14 protein-coding genes are annotated in these 16,359 nt (G+C 67.8%); 10 read left to right on the top strand and 4 right to left on the bottom strand.

Going from position 1 to position 16,359, the window contains the following annotated elements; genetic code table 11:
- Window positions 1–27 precede the first annotated feature (27 nt).
- Both QE449_RS04055 and QE449_RS04060 read left to right on the top strand, forming a co-directional pair.
- Window positions 28–729, top strand: a complete 702-nt coding sequence (locus QE449_RS04055) for a CHRD domain-containing protein (RefSeq protein ID WP_027504563.1) — start codon at window positions 28–30, stop codon at window positions 727–729.
- A 13-nt stretch (window positions 730–742) separates the two neighbouring features.
- Window positions 743–1,342 carry a class F sortase gene (locus QE449_RS04060; RefSeq protein WP_222645481.1) on the top strand — a complete coding sequence of 200 codons (600 nt, stop codon included), beginning with the start codon at window positions 743–745 and terminating at the stop codon, window positions 1,340–1,342.
- A 9-nt stretch (window positions 1,343–1,351) separates the two neighbouring features.
- On the opposite strand, the gene QE449_RS04065 is transcribed toward QE449_RS04060, so the two are convergent.
- Window positions 1,352–2,527, bottom strand: a complete 1,176-nt coding sequence (locus tag QE449_RS04065; RefSeq protein WP_231476216.1) for an acyl-CoA dehydrogenase family protein — start codon at window positions 2,525–2,527, stop codon at window positions 1,352–1,354.
- A gap of 299 nt (window positions 2,528–2,826) precedes the next feature.
- Here QE449_RS04065 and QE449_RS04070 point away from each other — a divergent pair, with 299 nt between their 5' ends.
- Both QE449_RS04070 and QE449_RS04075 read left to right on the top strand, forming a co-directional pair.
- Window positions 2,827–4,113 carry an aminotransferase class I/II-fold pyridoxal phosphate-dependent enzyme gene (locus tag QE449_RS04070; RefSeq protein WP_081821120.1) on the top strand — a complete coding sequence of 429 codons (1,287 nt, stop codon included), beginning with the start codon at window positions 2,827–2,829 and terminating at the stop codon, window positions 4,111–4,113.
- Between the two features lie 4 nt (window positions 4,114–4,117).
- The gene (locus QE449_RS04075) at window positions 4,118–4,624 is read left to right on the top strand and encodes a DUF2505 domain-containing protein (protein WP_027504565.1); all 507 of its coding nucleotides are present in this window, start codon (window positions 4,118–4,120) and stop codon (window positions 4,622–4,624) included.
- Between the two features lie 6 nt (window positions 4,625–4,630).
- Here QE449_RS04075 and QE449_RS04080 read toward each other — a convergent pair whose 3' ends face one another.
- From QE449_RS04080 to QE449_RS04090, 3 genes are read right to left on the bottom strand one after another with little or no spacing between them, the layout of a single operon-like run.
- Window positions 4,631–6,271, bottom strand: coding sequence for an NAD-dependent epimerase/dehydratase family protein (locus tag QE449_RS04080; RefSeq protein WP_307108255.1), 1,641 nt, complete (start codon window positions 6,269–6,271; stop codon window positions 4,631–4,633).
- Window positions 6,268–7,902 (bottom strand): MFS transporter, encoded by a 1,635-nt coding sequence (locus QE449_RS04085; protein ID WP_307108256.1) that lies wholly within the window; start codon window positions 7,900–7,902, stop codon window positions 6,268–6,270. The genes QE449_RS04080 and QE449_RS04085 overlap by 4 nt, the downstream gene beginning before the upstream one ends.
- Complete coding sequence (locus QE449_RS04090) at window positions 7,899–9,605, bottom strand: MFS transporter (protein ID WP_307108257.1); 1,707 nt, start codon at window positions 9,603–9,605, stop codon at window positions 7,899–7,901. Before QE449_RS04090 ends, QE449_RS04085 begins: the two co-directional genes overlap by 4 nt.
- 455 nt (window positions 9,606–10,060) lie before the next feature.
- Here QE449_RS04090 and QE449_RS04095 point away from each other — a divergent pair, with 455 nt between their 5' ends.
- Genes QE449_RS04095 through QE449_RS04120 form a run of 6 tightly spaced genes read left to right on the top strand, consistent with a single transcriptional unit; the run spans window position 10,061 to window position 16,357 of the window.
- A complete protein-coding gene (locus QE449_RS04095) occupies window positions 10,061–11,284 on the top strand; it encodes an ABC transporter ATP-binding protein (RefSeq protein ID WP_056442352.1) in 1,224 nt (407 codons plus the stop codon).
- Between the two features lie 9 nt (window positions 11,285–11,293).
- Window positions 11,294–12,088: an ABC transporter permease gene (locus QE449_RS04100; protein WP_027504566.1), complete on the top strand. Its 795-nt coding sequence runs from the start codon at window positions 11,294–11,296 to the stop codon at window positions 12,086–12,088.
- Window positions 12,089–12,091: 3 nt separating this feature from the next.
- Window positions 12,092–12,952, top strand: coding sequence for an ABC transporter permease (locus QE449_RS04105; protein ID WP_027504567.1), 861 nt, complete (start codon window positions 12,092–12,094; stop codon window positions 12,950–12,952).
- On the top strand, window positions 12,949–14,280 hold the full coding sequence (locus tag QE449_RS04110) for an MCE family protein (protein WP_027504568.1): 1,332 nt from the start codon (window positions 12,949–12,951) through the stop codon (window positions 14,278–14,280). The genes QE449_RS04105 and QE449_RS04110 overlap by 4 nt, the downstream gene beginning before the upstream one ends.
- Window positions 14,277–15,341 carry an MCE family protein gene (locus tag QE449_RS04115; RefSeq protein ID WP_222639268.1) on the top strand — a complete coding sequence of 355 codons (1,065 nt, stop codon included), beginning with the start codon at window positions 14,277–14,279 and terminating at the stop codon, window positions 15,339–15,341. Before QE449_RS04110 ends, QE449_RS04115 begins: the two co-directional genes overlap by 4 nt.
- Window positions 15,338–16,357, top strand: a complete 1,020-nt coding sequence (locus tag QE449_RS04120; protein ID WP_037184706.1) for an MCE family protein — start codon at window positions 15,338–15,340, stop codon at window positions 16,355–16,357. The genes QE449_RS04115 and QE449_RS04120 overlap by 4 nt, the downstream gene beginning before the upstream one ends.
- The last annotated feature ends 2 nt before the right edge of the window (window positions 16,358–16,359 follow it).

A 16,359-nucleotide genomic window follows, 5' to 3' on the forward strand; every position in this document is an offset into this window, starting at 1 on the left:
GCATCCCGATCGGAAGGTACGACCACCATGACGACACGCACTGCACGAGGAACGATCATCGTTGCGGGAGGCGCCGCGGCGTTCCTCGCGCTCACCGCTGCTCCCGCGGCCGCAGAGACGCCGGTCGGCGAACCGTCGTCGTTCACCAGTGCCTTCACGGCCATGGCGACTCCGGACCAGGTCCTGAACGCGGACGGCGTCGCGACGCCGGGTGAGCCCGGCGCGACCGGAACGTTCACGTTCCGCATCAACTCGGACGAGAACATCATCTGCTACGACATCACCCTCGAGGGCGTCACCGGCGACTACATGTCGCCGGCGAAGACGGCGACGCACATTCATCAGGCAGCAGTGGGTGCCGCGGGCCCGCCGCGCATCGCGTTCCCGAACCCGTCCCCGGTCGGCGACGGACCTCGCACCAGCAGCGGCTGCCTGCAGGGGCCGTTCACGACCGGCGTGATGGCGAACGGTGCCGACACCGGAACGAACTTCGACCTCGCGGCCATCGAGGCGAACGCCGCCGGGTTCGCCGCGGACAGTCACACCACCGCCTTCGCCGCCGGCGCGGTGCGCGGACAGTTGACCCCGATTCCCGTCGGCGGTGTGGAGACGGGCGCCGGTGGATCCGTCACCGACAGTTCGACCGCGACCGTCGCGGGTGCCGGTGCCGCCGTTCTGGGCGTGGCGGCCCTCGTCGGGCTGGGCGTCGCCCGTCGGCGGAACTCCTGATCGACCGACGCGGATGAGATGGTCGACGCGCGCGAGTGCGTTCCTCCTGGTGGGGCTGGTGGTCGCCTGCGCGCGACCACCGGCCGTACCGCCCACCGAGACAGCGGTGTCCGTCACGTCTCCTGCCGCCGCGACCGTGTCCGAGACGGGACCTCTCGTCCCGGCGCGGGTGTCGGCACCCGCGATGGGTCTGGACGAACCGTTGATCGAGCTGGGTCTGAACCCGGACAACACCATGGCGGTTCCCGAGGACCACGACGACGTCGGATGGTTCACCGGCGGCGGGCGGCCCGGGCGTCCCGGTGCGGCCGATCAGGTCGGACCCACGGTGCTGGCCGGTCACGTCGACTCGACCACGGGTCCCTCCGTGTTCTTCCGACTCCGCGACCTCGTGGTGGGAGACGACGTCACGGTCACCACGACAGAGGGCATCGAGGCCAGGTACCGGGTGACGGACATCGGCGACTACGCGAAATCCGAGTTCCCGACGGCGCGCGTGTTCGGCGCCGTCCCGCGCGACGAGATCCGACTGATCACGTGTGCCGGAGTGTTCGACGACGACGCGGGGTCCTACGAGAACAACCTCGTCGTCTTCGGCACCCGCGTGGGGTGATGCGACACCTCAGGCGAGGGAGAAGTTCTCGCCGCGGTGATAGGCCGCGAGGGACGACTCGGTCTCGCGGATCGACGGCGGGTGGAACGCGAACGCCGACACGACGGACTGCAGGTACGCGATGTCCGGGTCGGTGATGAACGCGATGCCGCCCAGTGCTGTCACGGCGGCATCGACCGCGCGCCGTAGTGCGCCTCGAAGCGCAATGCGGCAGAACAACAGTCGAGCCGAGATGTCGGCGCCGCGCTCACCCGAGTCCATCGCTGCGGCGACGGCCTCGAGGCCCGCGATCGCCGCTTCGAGTTCGGCGGCCGCCGAGGTGTAGACGCTGTCGCTGACCTTCGGGTGTCCCACGAGACGCTCCACGAGCGCGGTGGCCGCGCCGATGTACCCGGCGGAGGCGAGGATGCCGAACCACAGGAACCCGGTGAGCTCGTGCATGCCCTCCGGATCGTCCAGCGCGCCGACCATGGTCAGCGACACCGGCACGCGCACGTCCTCGAGGACGACCTCCTCGCTCTCCGCACCCGCGAGAACGGGCGTCGTCCAGAACGGACGCACCGAGACACCGGGCATCGACGCGGGGATGAGGGCGACCGCCTTGCGTGTCTTGCCGCCCTTCTTCTCGCGTGTCGCGACGCTGGCGGCGAGGAAGTCCATCGAGGCCGACAGACTGCACGGCTTCTTGCTGCCGTTGACGACGTAGTCGCCGTCGTCGTAGTAGGCGTCCACGGACGGCACCAGCGTGCTGCCCACGCCCTCCGCGAAGCCGGACGCGATGATCGACTTCTGTTCGATGAGGCCGGCGACGAGCGGCAGCTCCTCCTCGGGACCCGCCATGGCGATCTCGATGATCGTGGCGATCGACAGGTGGTGCATCGTGACGGCGGCGGCGAGCGACGGGGAGGCCGCGCCGATGGCCCGGTGGACGCGCAGTGCCTCGACGGCGGTCGCGCCGAGTCCGCCGAGCGAGGTGGGTGCGATGAGTCCGCACCCGCCCGCGTCGCGGAACGTCGCGATGGCGTCGCTGCCGGGCGCCTCGAGCACGGACAGCGGCGTGGCCTCGAGGTAGGTGGCGAGGGCGGGCAGCAAGCGACGGAGCGTGGCGCGTTCGGTGGACATGAGCCGCGACGGCTGCGCGGTCCCGTCGGACGCGAGAGCTGCTCTGTCAGCGAGAACGGACACGTACCGGCCTTTCGTCGAAGAAGGGTGACCGTGGCTGGGACGGGTGTGGGACACGTGCCAGCACGTCACTCGATACCGCAGTATTCGGGGTCGGCGACGGCCTCGATGGCGCCCGTCTCAACTGCTGTTGCATGACACAAGTGCAGTCGTGTTCGTTGGCAACTACTCACAGGTCGCGGCACCCTCGGGCCGCCTGTGCTGACCGTAGGCTCGAATCACAGACGTCTCCCGTCGCACGGGTCTCCCGGACCGGCGAGCGCACTCGCGTCACGTACCGATCCCCCAATCTTGGAGCGAACATGAGCTCGCAGAGAATGCTCGACCGAATCCGCCACGACAAGAGGATCTGGGCCCATCGTGTGCTGACGAAGCACGACCAGAACCCGTTCTTCCGCGTCATGAAATCGGTCAACGCGCCGGTCGTCGACGTGGAGGACCGCAGCGTCATCATGCTCGGTTCCAACAATTACCTCGGCCTCGCCGACCACCCGCTGGTGCGCGCGGGAGCCGCTGCGGCACTGGACAAATACGGCGCAACGGTCACGGGCAGCCGGTTGCTCAACGGCACCATCTCGCTGCACACGGAACTCGAGGAAGCACTCGCCGACTGGCACGGGACCGAGCAGGCGCTGGTCTTCACGACCGGCTACCAGGCGAACCTGGGCGGTATCAGCGCGCTGTGCGGTGTCGGTGACACCATCATCGTCGACTCGGCCGCGCACGCGTCCATCTACGATGCCTGCCGCCTCTCACGTGCCACCATCCGCGCCTTCCGTCACAACCGGGTGGACCTGTTGGAGGAGAAGCTCTCCCGCTCCACCGGCGTCGTCATGGTGGTGGTGGACGGCCTCTACTCGATGCACGGCGACCTGGCCCCGCTCGACGAGATCGCCGCGGTCTGCGAGAAGTACGACGCGGCACTGTTCGTCGACGAGGCGCACAGCGTCGCGGTCATGGGCGCGAAGCGCACCGGTGCCGCCGAGCTGTTCGGTATCGAGGACGACATCGACGCCCGGATGGGCTGCCTCTCCAAGGGACTCGGGTCCTCGGGCGGTTTCGTGGCCGGCTCGAAGGACATCGTGGACGCCATGCGCGTGCATGCGCGCACGTTCCTGTTCACCACCGCGGGCGTGCCTGCTGCCCTCGGCGCGGCGCTCGCCTCCGTGCAGCTCATGCAGACCGAGGAGGGCGCCGAGCGCGCCACCCGCACACTCGCGAACGCGCGCTACCTGCACGACGGGCTCGTGGCGGCCGGTGTCGACGTGCACGCGCCGAGCCCCCTCCCGGACGGTACGGACATGGTCTCGCCCATCGTCCCCGTGAACGTCCGTGACGACCTGCGCACCGTCAACACGTGGCGGAAGCTGTGGGACGCGGGCATCTTCGCATCCGCCGCCATGTTCCCGGCGGTGGCCCGCGACGGTGCACTCCTGCGTTTGTGCGTCCAGCCCGATCACACCACCACCCAGCTCGACTACGTGGTGGAGCAGATGGGCCTGTTCCTCGGCGAGAACTCGTCCACGTCCGAGGTGGCGTCGGCCGAGGTGGGGGCAGCGCTCGCCGCGCCGGCGCCGGCATCGGTCTGACCCGGTGGTGACACAGGTCGACCAGCGCACGACGTACGACTGTGCCGCCGCGGTGCTGCACGCGACCCTCACCGACGAGAGATACTGGCAGGACCGGATCGCCGAGATCGGTGGCGGCAGTCGAGTGGTGGAGCATCGCGTCGAGGAGGGCCTGACCACCTCGGTGGTCGACCAGGACCTCGAGGCGGCGGCACTACCGAAGGCGTTGCAGCGCTTCGCCGGAGCGTCGATGTCGGCACGGTGCACCGAGTCGTGGCAGTCGGTGCGCGAGGACGGGTCCGCGCAGGGCCACTACACCCTGCGGGTCGCCCGGATGCCCGTGGTGATCGACGGGGAACTCGAACTTCTCGCGACCGGAGCGCAGCAGTGCGTGCTCCACTTCGTCGGTACGGTCGACGCGTCGATCCCGGTGATGGGTCCGGTGGTCGAGAAGATCATGGTCGGCGAGATCGACAAGAGTTTCTCCGCCGAGCGCGAGTTCACCCAGTCGTGGCTCGCCCTCCGGACCTGAGCCCTCTCATCTGCGGCGCGGGAGTGCGCGCAGGATCGCCTCCAGCACCTGGCGCTGACCACGGCCGGACGTGACGGTGGTTCCGCGCGGCACCGACACGGTCCGGTAGGAACCCGAGACCGGCTGCGCTGCCTGATGTTCGACTCCTCGCAGACGTCGGGGCAGGCGCGGTCCGTTCCGTGCGGCGAGCAGACCGTCCGTGCCCGGCACCGCCGTCAACGTGTCGTCTCCCCGGCGGAGGGCCGCGGCCGTCCGTCGGGTCCTGGTGCGCGGAACCCGCACGAGAAGAACGTCGGTCCCCGCGAACTCACCGGCCGCAGCGTCGATCGCCTCGGCTCGTGCCCGGCGTCCGGCGCGCCCGCGGATGCCGGTACCGAGACCGTGGCCGGGGGCGTCGAGCAGCACCACCCGCGGGCCGTGATCGGCCAGTGTCCGTGCCAGACCGGTGGCGTACCGCGCATGGGAGCCGCGGGGCAGCGCGAGAACGACCGTCGGGGCCGAGGTGTCGGTCCCCTCGTGGATCTCGGCGTGCACCGAGCCCGTCGGCGTGCGGATCTGGCGGTGCTCGCACGAGGTGACCGCGCGATCGAGCTCGGCGCTGAAGGGCTTCATGTCCGGGTCCACGTCGCCCCACGTCCGTACGCGGCGAGTGGCGCCGTCCAGGGCCGCCTCGCACACGTGATGACGGACCGGCGCGTGGCGGGTCGACAGGATGGGGCGCCCGTTGAGCAACACCATGACGGCCGCGGCCTCGGCGGACGACATCGTCGGGGTCCATCCGGTGGCGCGTTCGAAGGCCGTCGAGTCGACGGCCGCCTCGCCCGAGGAGATCCAGTGGCTGGAGAACGGCAGGATGCGGAGCGCGTACGCGAGATCGACCACGGTGCGCAGGACTCGACGCGGGATCGGCAGAACCAACTGGCCCTGCATCGCACCGAGTTCGCGCACCCCGAGCCAGTCGCGCGGACCCAGGTTGAAGGGGCCGTTCACGGGCGTCCGGACGGCCCGGTGGAAGGCGTCGGCCAGGTCGTCCTCGTGCAGGAACTGGTAGCGGGACTGCGCCGGATCGGGGAAGGCCACCACGGACTGCGTGAGGGTGTCGATACCGTCGTTCGAGAAGTGGGTGCCCACGATGTAGGTGGGGCGCAGCATCGAGATGGTCATGCCGCCCTCGTGCCGGCGCAGCCACCACTCGACGAAGTGTTCGACCTCTGCCTTGTCGAAGAAGTAGTAGCGCAACGGATCCGACGTCGGGAACTCCTCCTCGGTGACGGGTACCGGGAGGTCCTCGCGTCCGTACGCGCTGACACTCGAGGCAATGACCATCGACCGCACACCGGCCCGGTGCGCGCACTCGACGGCGTTGCGCGAGCCCTCGAGATTGGTCTCGTGGATCGCGGCCTTGTCGCGCTGCTCCTCCACGACGAAGGCCAGGTGGATCACCACGTCACAGCCGGCGAAGGCCGTCTCGAGTTCGGGGGAGCGGATGTCCATCGCGATCGAGCGGAGTTTCGGGTGCCGCACGCGCGGTGCCCGGCGACCCAGCCCGATGACCCGGTCGATCTCCGGATCGTCCAGCAGCACAGGGAGAATGACGGCACCGAAATCGCTCGTCGCACCGGTGACGGCGACGGTAAGGCCGCTCACCGTTCGTCCGAGCTGAACTGTCGGGTGGTGTCCTGTGGGTCCGTCATGACGACTCCTGTGGTGCGGTGGTGGCGGGGAAGCAGGACCGCGACGACGACGGCGCAGGCGAAGACGGCCGCGGCGGCGAGGTAGGACGCCACCTCGGACCCGGCCATCGCGGCTTCCTTCATGGACAGGACGAGGTGGTCGCGCACCGCGGAGAACATCTCGGGGAGCGGGTACTGCTGGATCTGCTGCACGCTGAGGAAGCTGCCGTTCACGTACTCCCGGTCGCGGTCCGAGAGGATTTCCGACGGAATGGTCGCGACGAGTGGGCCGACGGTGGTGTTGTAGTACGAGGCGGTCACGGATCCGAGCACCGCGACACCGAGAGTGCCGCCGAGTTCCCGCGTCGTGTCGTTCACGGCCGAGCCGGCGCCGGCCTCGTCGATAAGCACGGAGGACATGATGGACTCGGTCGCGGGACCCTGGATCACGGCGATGCCGACTGCGAGCACGATCATCGTGGGCAGTAACAGCCCGAGGTACGAGCTGTCGATGCCGACCTGACCCGCCATGATCATGCCGATGCCCACCAACAGCAGGCCCGCGACGATCACCGGCATGGTGCCGATCCGCTGTGCCAGCGAGGTCGCGGTCGGTGCGCTCACCGCGAGGGCCACCGCGAACGGCAGTGTGGCGACACCGAACTCGAGCGGCGAGTAGCCGCGGACGCCCTGGAAGTACTGGGTGATGAGGAAGACGTACCCGAAGAGCGAGAAGTAGGCGACCGAGATCGCGAGCGCCGGCATCGCGAAGGGTCGCAACCGGAACAGGCGCACGTCGAGGATCGGGCTGGACACGCGCGACTGGCGTACGACGAAGGCGGACAACAGAACCAGGGACACCGCGATCCCGCCGAGCGTGGGCACGGTCACCCAACCGTGACCCGGCGCTTCGATGAGTGCGTACACCAGGAGCGAGACCCCCGAGAAGGACAGGGCGACACCGGGCAGATCGAGCGGACCGGTGGCCGCAGCACGTGATTCGGGCACCACGGCGACGATGCCGATCACCGCGACGACGGCGACCGGCACGTTCAGCCAGAACACGGAGTGCCAGGTGAAGTGTTCGATGAGCCACCCACCCGAGACCGGCCCGATCGCGATGGCGACACCGGCGATCGAGGCCCACACCCCGATGGCCACGGCGCGGTCCGCGGGAGTACGGAACAGGTCGATGATCACCGCCAGGGTCGCGGGCAGCGCGGCGGCGGCGAAGACCCCCATCAGTGCGCGCGAGGCGATCAGTTGCGGCAGGTCGTCGGCCACCGCGCCCACCACCGACATCGCGGCGAGACCCACGACGCCGATCAGCAGCATGCGGCGCCGCCCGATGCGGTCGGTGATGTTGCCGAACGCCAGCAGCAGACCGCAGAACGTGAGGATGTACGCGTCGACGATCCACTGCAGCCCCGTGAAGCCGGCGCGGAGGTCGGTGGAGATGTCGGGCAGAGCGACGTTGACGACGGTGTTGTCGAGCACGACCAGCAGCTCGACGAGACAGATGACGAGGAAGGCGATCATCCGCCGCGGTGACGAGAGGAGGTGGGACGACGACCGCGGCGGCGGCGCGGCGTGTCGGCCGGTCATGACGGCGAGTCCGGGCCGCCGCCCGGTGCGGAGCCGACGTCCTTCGTTGCGGCGAGACGGTCCACCGCGCGCTCGTCCGAGGTCTGCGGTGCCAGCATGCCCGTGGTGCGGTACGAGGCGGGGAAGAAGAAGAAGACCAGTGCGGCACAGACGAACACGGCTCCGGCCGCCACGTACGCGGCGATGGACGATCCGCGCAGAGCGGCTTCCTTCATCTCCAGGATCAACTGTGCGCGTTGCGGTTCGAACATCGCGGGCAGGTCTCGCTTCTGGATCTCGATGACACTGAGCACGCTGGACTGCGCGTAGCCCTTCTCGGTCTCGCTCATGATGGCGGTGGGGATCCGTTCGACGAGCGGCCGCACCGTCGACACGTAGTAGGAGGCGACGATCGACCCGAGTACCGCGACACCGAGAGTGCCGCCGATCTCGCGGGTGGTGTCGTTCACTGCGGCACCGGCTCCGGCCTCGTCGAGGGGGAGCGAGGACATGATGGATTCCGTCGCGGGGCCCTGGATGATCGCGATGCCCACCGCGAGCAACAGCATCGCGGGCAGGACGAGCGTCAGGTAGGAGCTGTCGATCTCGACGCGGCCCGCGACGAGCAGTCCCGCGCCGATGAGGACGAGCCCGGTCACGAGAACCGGCATCGTGCCGATCTTCTGCGCGACGATCGTCGACACCGGGGAGCTGACGGCCAGCGCGGCGGCGAAGGGCAGTGTCGCGATGCCGAATGCGAGAGGTGAGTACTCGCGCACTCCCTGGAAGTACTGGGTGATGAGGAACAGGAAGCCGAAGAGACTGAAGAATCCCACCGCGATCGACACGGCCGGCCACGCGAACGGACGGATGCGGAAGAGCGACACGTCGAGCACGGGGGACGAGATGCGTCGCTCCCGCTGGACGAACAGCACGAGGAACACCGCGGCGAGCACGAGACCGCCGATCGTCCGCCACGACGTCCAGCCGAAGTTCGGTGCCTCGATGACCACGAACACCAGCAGGGTGACGCCGGCGATCGACAGGATCACGCCGGGCACGTCGAGCGGGCCCACCGCCGAGGCCTTCGACTCGGGGACGATCAGCACCACGAGCACGACGGCGACGAGGGCGACGGGGACGTTCATCCAGAACACCGAGTGCCAGGAGAAGTGTTCGAGCAGCCAGCCGCCCGACACCGGTCCGATCGCGACGGCCACGCCGGCGATGGACGACCACACGCCGATGGCGAGAGCCCGCTCCTGCGGCTTCGGGAACAGGTTGGTGATGACGGCCAGGGTGGCGGGCAGGACCATCGCGGCGAAGACGCCCATGACCGAGCGTGAGGTCAGGACGTGGGCGAGGGAGTCGCCGAGCGCACCGATCACCGACGCGGTGCCCAGGCCCGTGAGGCCGACGACGAGGAACAGCTTGCGCCCGTACCGGTCACCGAGGTTGCCGAACGCCAGGAGCAGGCCGGAGAAGGTGAGGGTGTACGCGTCGACGACCCACTGCAGGCCCGAGATGCCCGTCGCCAACTCGATGCCGATGGACGGCAGCGCCACGTTGATGATGGTCATGTCGAGGACGATGAGGAGTTCGGCGATGCAGATGACGCCGAAGGCCGCGAGTTGGCGACGCCGACCGATCTCGGTGCGGACACCGAACGTCGAGTGCCCCCTCGACCCGGGCGTGCCCGTGTCGTCCCTCGAGCTGCTGCCCATGGCGTGATCCCCCGTATTCCCCCCGGACCCCGCCCGCGGATGCAGCGCGGCGAGTGTCGTGCGCGAGCGCAACGCTAGGTGTCACGACGGCACTGTCGACGCTAACGGCGGGAGCGCGGGAGAAGTCGGTGTGACGTCACAGAGTTGCGTCAGCGAGCCGGTGACGCCGTACGACGCTGCAGGTGGGAGCGCCCGTCCCGCGCCACGCGGCGTGAGCCCGGGCCGCCCGCGCGTGCACCGCCGCCACCAATTTCGGCCTTGTCGGCTCCGTTCCCTCGTGAATCGGGCGTTCATGGGTCACACTTCTATCCGGAGACTGCGGCCAGGTCGGGGGACGTGTTACTGGGCGGTAAGGTCCGTGGTCGTTGCGACCACTCGGCTGGGTTAGAGTGACGCGACGCACACAGGTGTCGACGCGTTCGCGTCGTGTGCGACGAGCAGTGGGAGGGATCCACATGGGTGTCGAGGTTTCGGTCGAGGGATTGACCAAGTCGTTCGGTGTGCAGAAGATCTGGCAGGACGTCACGTTGACGCTCCCGAAGGGTGAGGTCAGTGCTCTCCTGGGGCCGTCCGGTACCGGTAAGTCCGTCTTCCTCAAGTCGCTCATCGGCCTTCTCCGACCGGAGGAGGGTTCGATCGTCGTCGACGGCACGGACATCATGGAGTGCTCGTCCAAGGAGCTCTACGAGATCCGCAAGTTGTTCGGCGTGCTCTTCCAGGACGGCGCCCTCTTCGGCTCCATGAACCTGTACGACAACACCGCCTTCCCGCTTCGTGAGCACACGAAGAAGAAGGAGGACGAGATCCGCAGCATCGTCATGGAGAAGCTCGAGCTGGTCGGTCTGACCGGTGCCGAGAACAAGCTCCCCGGCGAGATCTCGGGCGGTATGCGCAAGCGTGCCGGTCTGGCGCGTGCGCTCGTCCTCGACCCCGAGATCATCCTGGTGGACGAGCCCGACTCGGGCCTCGACCCGGTGCGCACCACCTACATCAGCCAGCTGCTGCTCAACATCAACGCCCAGATCGACGCGACGATGCTGATCGTCACGCACAACATCAATCTCGCGCGCACGGTGCCGGACAACATCGGCATGCTGTTCCGCAAGAACCTCGTCATGTTCGGTCCGCGCGAGGTGCTGCTCACCTCCGACGAGCCCGCCGTGAAGCAGTTCCTGAACGGCACGATGATCGGGCCGATCGGCATGAGCGAGGAGAAGGACGAGGCGCAGATGCGCCAGGAGCAGGCCCTCTCCGATGCCGGCCACAACCTCGGCGGTGTCGAGGACGTGGAGGGCATCATGCCGCAGATGGATCCCACGCCCGGCATGCCGCGTCGTCAGGCCGTGGATCGTCGTCGCGACCGGGTGCGCAGCATCATGCACACCCTGCCCGAGCACGCACAGCACGCCATCCAGCAGAGCCTCGACGAGGCGGACGGCCAGGACGGCCGTCAGGCGGAGCCGGCGTACGCGGGTGCTCAGCAGGGCTACCAGGAGTCGTACGGTCAGCAGTCGGGCCACGACCAGCAGCCGGCCTACGGCAACCAGAGCTACGACCAGGTCCAGAGCTACGACCAGGGTCAGACGTACGACCAGAATCAGGGCTACAGCAACCAGGGGTGGAGTGAGCCCGGCCAGGACCGGAACGACGGTCTCCCTTCCAGTGGCTCGCGGGGCTGACCGAAAACAATGGCTAAAACGAAGAACCCGATTCTCAAGTCGGGCACTGCAGCGCTGGCTCAGGCAGGAAACATCGTCGAACTTCTCGTCGATGTCGCGCGCAACACCTTCCGGCGCCCCTTCCAATTCCGCGAATTCATCGAACAGGCCTGGTTCATCGCCAGCGTCACCATTCTTCCGACCGCGCTGGTCGCCATTCCGTTCGGCGCGGTGGTCTCCCTGCAGACCGGGTCGCTGATCAAGCAGCTCGGCGCCGAGTCCTTCACCGGTGCCGCCAGCGTGCTGGCGGTGGTCCAGCAGGGCAGTCCCATCGTGGTGGCGTTGCTCATCGCGGGTGCGGCGGGATCGGCCGTGACGGCCGACCTCGGTTCACGCACCATCCGCGAGGAGATCGACGCCATGCGGGTGCTCGGCATCGATCCGGTGCAGCGCCTGGTCGTTCCCCGCGTGCTCGCGATGATTCTCGTCGCGCTGCTGCTCAACGGCCTGGTGTCGGTCATCGGCATCGCCGGTGGTTACTTCTTCAACGTGATCCTGCAGGACGGAACGCCCGGCGCGTACCTGGCGTCGTTCTCCACGTTGGCGCAGCTGCCCGACCTGTGGGTCGGTGAGCTCAAGGCCGTCGTGTTCGGTCTCATCGCCGGCGTCATCGCGTCCTACAAGGGGCTGCATCCCAATCCCGGTCCGAAGGGCGTGGGTGAAGCGGTGAACCAGACCGTCGTCATCACGTTCCTGATCCTGTTCTTCGCCAACCTGATCATGACGTTGGTCTACCTGCAGGTCGTCCCTGCGAAGGGAGGGTGAGCGATGACCATCGCTCGTGGTCGTGGAGACCGCACCCTGCTCCGGCTCCGTAGCGCGGCCTCGGCTCCGCTCGGTGTGCTGGACCGTGCCGGTGAACAGATGTCGTTCTACGGACGCGCGATCGGGTGGATCCCGAAGACGGCCGTGCACTACAAGAAGGAGACCCTCCGCCTGCTCGCGGAGGTGACGTTCGGTTCCGGCGCTCTCGCCGTCATCGGCGGCACCATCGGCGTCATCCTGATGATGTCCGGGTTCACCGGTGTCGTCGTCGGTCTGCAGGGCTTCGCGGCGCTCGAACAGCTCGGCAGCCAGGTGCTGACGGGCTTCCTGTCGGCGTACGTGAACACCCGTGAGATCGCGCCCATCGTGGCGTCCCTCGCGCTGTCCGCGACCGTCGGCTGCGGCTTCACCGCCCAACTCGGCGCCATGCGCATCTCCGAGGAGATCGACGCACTCGAGGTCATGGCCGTTCCGTCCGTGCCGTTCCTGGTGTCGACGCGCATGATCGCCGGATTCATCGCCGTCATTCCGCTGTACATCGTCGGCCTGCTGTCCGCCTATCTCGCGTCCCGCTTGGTGAGCACCGTCTTCAACGGTCAGTCACCGGGCTCGTACGACCATTACTTCACCCTCTTCCTGCCCCCGGAGGACGTGCTCTACTCCTTCGCCAAGGTGCTGGTCTTCGCCTTCGTGCTCATCATGATCCACTGCTACTACGGCTACACCGCGTCGGGCGGACCCGCCGGCGTCGGCGTGGCCGTCGGTCGTGCCGTGCGTGCCGCACTGGTCACGGTCGCGGTGCTGAACTTTTTCCTGAGCCTCGCCATCTGGGGCACCACGACGACGGTGAGGGTCGCCGGATGAACCACGCTCCGTCGGCGACACGTCGTCGCCTCCTCGGAATCGGATTCCTGCTCGTCGTCGTTCTCTTCGTCGCCTGGAGCATCACGACCTTCAACAAGACGTTCAAGGACGTCGTCATGGTCGACCTGATCACCGACACCGTCGGCAACGCGCTGCCCGCCAACGCGGACGTGAAGGCGCGCGGGATGATCGTCGGCGAGGTGCGGTCCGCCACCACCGAGAACGGTGAGGTCACGTCCGAGCTGGCACTCGATCCCGGTCTCGTGGGCACCATCCCCTCCAACGTCACCGCCCGGTTGCTGCCGAAGACGCTCTTCGGCGAGCGCTACGTCGCGCTCCAGATCCCCGAGAACTCCGCCGGCGCCAGCCCTCTCGCCGAGGGCGCGGTGATCCGTCAGGACACCAGCGGCAACGCGGTCGAGGTCGGGCAGCTGCTCGACTCGCTGCTCCCGCTCCTCGACGCCATCCCGCCGCAGGATCTCGCCAACACGCTCGGTGCGCTGTCGCAGGCTCTCGAGGGCAACGGCGAGCGGCTCGGTCTGACTCTCGACCGGCTCGAGGAGATCTTCTCGGGTCTGAACGACGAGCTGCCGAACATCCAGCAGGATCTCGTCGGCATCGCGGACCTGTCGGAGACGTACTCGACCGCCGCTCCGGATCTGATCGACGCGCTCGACAACCTGCGCGTCACCGGGAACACGGTGGTGGAGAAGCAGAACGACGTCACCACGCTCCTGGCGAGCGCCACGGCGTCGTCGGGCTCGCTGGCCGACCTGGTGCAAACCAACGCCGAGTCCATCGTGTCCATCGCGGCGGACTCGCGCGAGGCGCTCGAACTGCTCGCCGAGTTCTCCCCGTCGTTCGGCTGCACGTTCACCGAGTTCGTCCGTGTCGCCGACGAGGCGAAGAAGATCCTCTCGGTCGACGACGCGTACCCCGGCGTCCGCGCGTCGATCAACTTCGTCAACCCCAAGGGGCGCTACATCCCCAACCAGGACGAGCCGCGACTGTTCGACACCCGTGGCCCGTCGTGCTTCGAGAACGTGACCACACCCGGCAAGTTCTTCCCGCAGTACCCGGGCAGCGGCGTCAACGACGGCTCCTACCAGGTGCCGTCGCGCAACCCCGGTCCCGCGGTCGACCCCGGCGCGCTGCCCAACCCGCTGCAGTCGCCCGTCCCGGCGGCCTACGCCGGATCGGACATCGAACGGGACACGCTGGCCGTGGTCTACGGCGGAGGCTCCGGCATCTCGCCGGACCAGGTCCCCGCGTGGACCACCCTGGTGGGCGCTCCGGCGCTCCGCGGCACGGAAGTGAGTGTGCGATGAGAGGCCTAGCGGCACCGCTGATCAAGCTGATCATCTTCGCGGTGGTGACCATTCTGGCGACGGCAGCCCTGGCGTTGACCATCGCCAACGGCGCCGGGTCCGGCAAGACCAAGTTCTCGGCCATCTTCACCGACGTCTCCTCGCTCAACGAGGGCGACGAGGTGCGCATCGCCGGTGTGCGCGTCGGCCAGGTGGAGAAGATCGAGATCCACGAGCGTGACCTGGCTCAGGTGGACTTCGCGCTGACCGAGCGTGAATGGCTGCCGGCCTCCACCACCGCGACCATCCGCTACCGGAACCTGATCGGGCAGCGCTACATCGCGCTCGAGCAGGGCACGGGCGACCAGGGCGAGAAGATCACCAGCGGAGCCACCATCCCGCTCGATCGGACGTCCCCCGCGGTGAACCTGACGACGCTGTTCAACGGCTTCCGTCCGCTGTTCCAGACGCTGACGGCCGACGACGTGAACAAGCTGTCGTACGAGATCATCCAGGTCTTCCAGGGTGAGTCGGGCACCATCGGCGATCTGGTGCGCGACACCGCGAGCCTGACCAACACGGTCGCGGACAAGGATCAGGTCATCGGGGCGGTCATCGACAACCTCAACGGGGTCCTCGACACGGTGAACCAGCACGACAAGGAACTCGACCAGTTGATCGTGAACACCCAGGCGCTGGTGTCGGGGCTGTCGGCGGATCGTGACACCGTCGGCTCGGCGGTCACCTCGCTGGCCGGTCTGACCGACGCGACAGCGGATCTGCTCGAGCCGACCCGTCCGTCCATTCAGTCGGCCATCTCGTCGATCGACGGACTGTCGACCAAGATCAACAACCGGCAGCAGGACTTCGACAACATCCTGTCGAACTTCCCGGTCAAGCTCGAGAAGCTGATCCGCGTCGCCAGCTACGGCTCGTGGTTCCAGTTCTACCTGTGCGGCATCGACATCGTCGCCGGGCCGGGCTACGCGCCGCAGCTCAACCTCCCGACAGGACTGCCCACCATCAATCAGCCGCTGTACACCAACTCCGCGAAGCGTTGCGCCGCAGGAGGTATCTCGTGACGAAACGCAAGCCCGCGGTGCTGGGTGCCCTCGGCATCTTCATCATCCTGATGGCGACGCTGTCCGCGTTCTTCCTCGACTCGCTACCGATCATCGGTGCCGGATCGAAGTACACCGCGAACTTCTCCGAAGCGGCCGGTCTGCGCGCCAGCAACGAGGTGCGGATCGCCGGCGTGAAGGTCGGCAAGGTCACCGACGTCGCCCTCGACGGCGACAAGGTGAAGGTCGAGTTCACGGTCAGTGACGCGTGGGTCGGCGACAAGACGTCGGCGTCCATCCAGATCAAGACGCTGCTCGGCCAGAAGTTCCTCTCGCTCGAGCCCAAGGGCGAGGAGCGGCTGAACCCGCGCGACGCGATCCCGATCGACCGCACGACGGCCCCCTACGACGTCATCGACGCGTTCTCCGACGCCGCCCGCACCACCGGCGACATCGACACGACGCAGCTCGCGACGAGCATGGAGACGCTGTCGCAGGCGTTCTCCGAGACGCCGGAGAACATCCGCGCGTCGCTCGACGGTGTCACGCGGTTGTCCGAGACCATCTCCTCCCGTGACGACGAGCTGAGCAAGCTCTTCGCCGCTACCGACAAGACGACGCAGGTCCTCGCCGACCGCAACCAGGAGTTCACCAAGCTGATCGGTGACGCCTCGGTCCTGTTGCAGGAGTTGAACAATCGGCAGCAGTCCATCTCGCAGCTGCTCATCGGCACGCAGCGGGTGTCCACTCAGCTGACCGGTCTGATCCGCGACAACGAGGCACAGATCGGGCCCGCACTCCAGTCGCTGGGTCAGGTCATCGACACCCTGAAGACCAACAACCAGAACATCGCCGAGGCGATCAAGCTGTACTCGCCGTTCGTCCGGCTGTACACCAACATCGTCGGTAACGGCCGCTGGTTCGATCAGGTCATCGTCAACACCTTCCCGCCCGGTCTCCCGGACATTCCGGGATACCGTGAGCCGATTCGCACCCTCGGTGTGGATCCCGTCCGTAGTCCGGGAGCAGGCCAGTGACC

The organism is Rhodococcus sp. SORGH_AS_0303 (genome assembly GCF_030819335.1).
Taxonomy (GTDB): domain Bacteria; phylum Actinomycetota; class Actinomycetes; order Mycobacteriales; family Mycobacteriaceae; genus Rhodococcoides.

Bases quoted from the DNA above. Each gene is read 5' to 3' on its own strand.
- QE449_RS04085 (WP_307108256.1), bottom strand. From the start codon at position 7,902: ATGACCGGCCGACACGCCGCGCCGCCGCCGCGGTCGTCGTCCCACCTC.
- QE449_RS04110 (WP_027504568.1), top strand. From the start codon at position 12,949: ATGAACCACGCTCCGTCGGCGACACGTCGTCGCCTCCTCGGAATCGGA.
- QE449_RS04060 (WP_222645481.1), top strand. From the start codon at position 743: ATGAGATGGTCGACGCGCGCGAGTGCGTTCCTCCTGGTGGGGCTGGTG.
- QE449_RS04090 (WP_307108257.1), bottom strand. From the start codon at position 9,605: ATGGGCAGCAGCTCGAGGGACGACACGGGCACGCCCGGGTCGAGGGGG.
- QE449_RS04070 (WP_081821120.1), top strand. From the start codon at position 2,827: ATGAGCTCGCAGAGAATGCTCGACCGAATCCGCCACGACAAGAGGATC.
- QE449_RS04105 (WP_027504567.1), top strand. From the start codon at position 12,092: ATGACCATCGCTCGTGGTCGTGGAGACCGCACCCTGCTCCGGCTCCGT.
- QE449_RS04100 (WP_027504566.1), top strand. From the start codon at position 11,294: ATGGCTAAAACGAAGAACCCGATTCTCAAGTCGGGCACTGCAGCGCTG.
- QE449_RS04055 (WP_027504563.1), top strand. From the start codon at position 28: ATGACGACACGCACTGCACGAGGAACGATCATCGTTGCGGGAGGCGCC.
- QE449_RS04115 (WP_222639268.1), top strand. From the start codon at position 14,277: ATGAGAGGCCTAGCGGCACCGCTGATCAAGCTGATCATCTTCGCGGTG.
- QE449_RS04095 (WP_056442352.1), top strand. From the start codon at position 10,061: ATGGGTGTCGAGGTTTCGGTCGAGGGATTGACCAAGTCGTTCGGTGTG.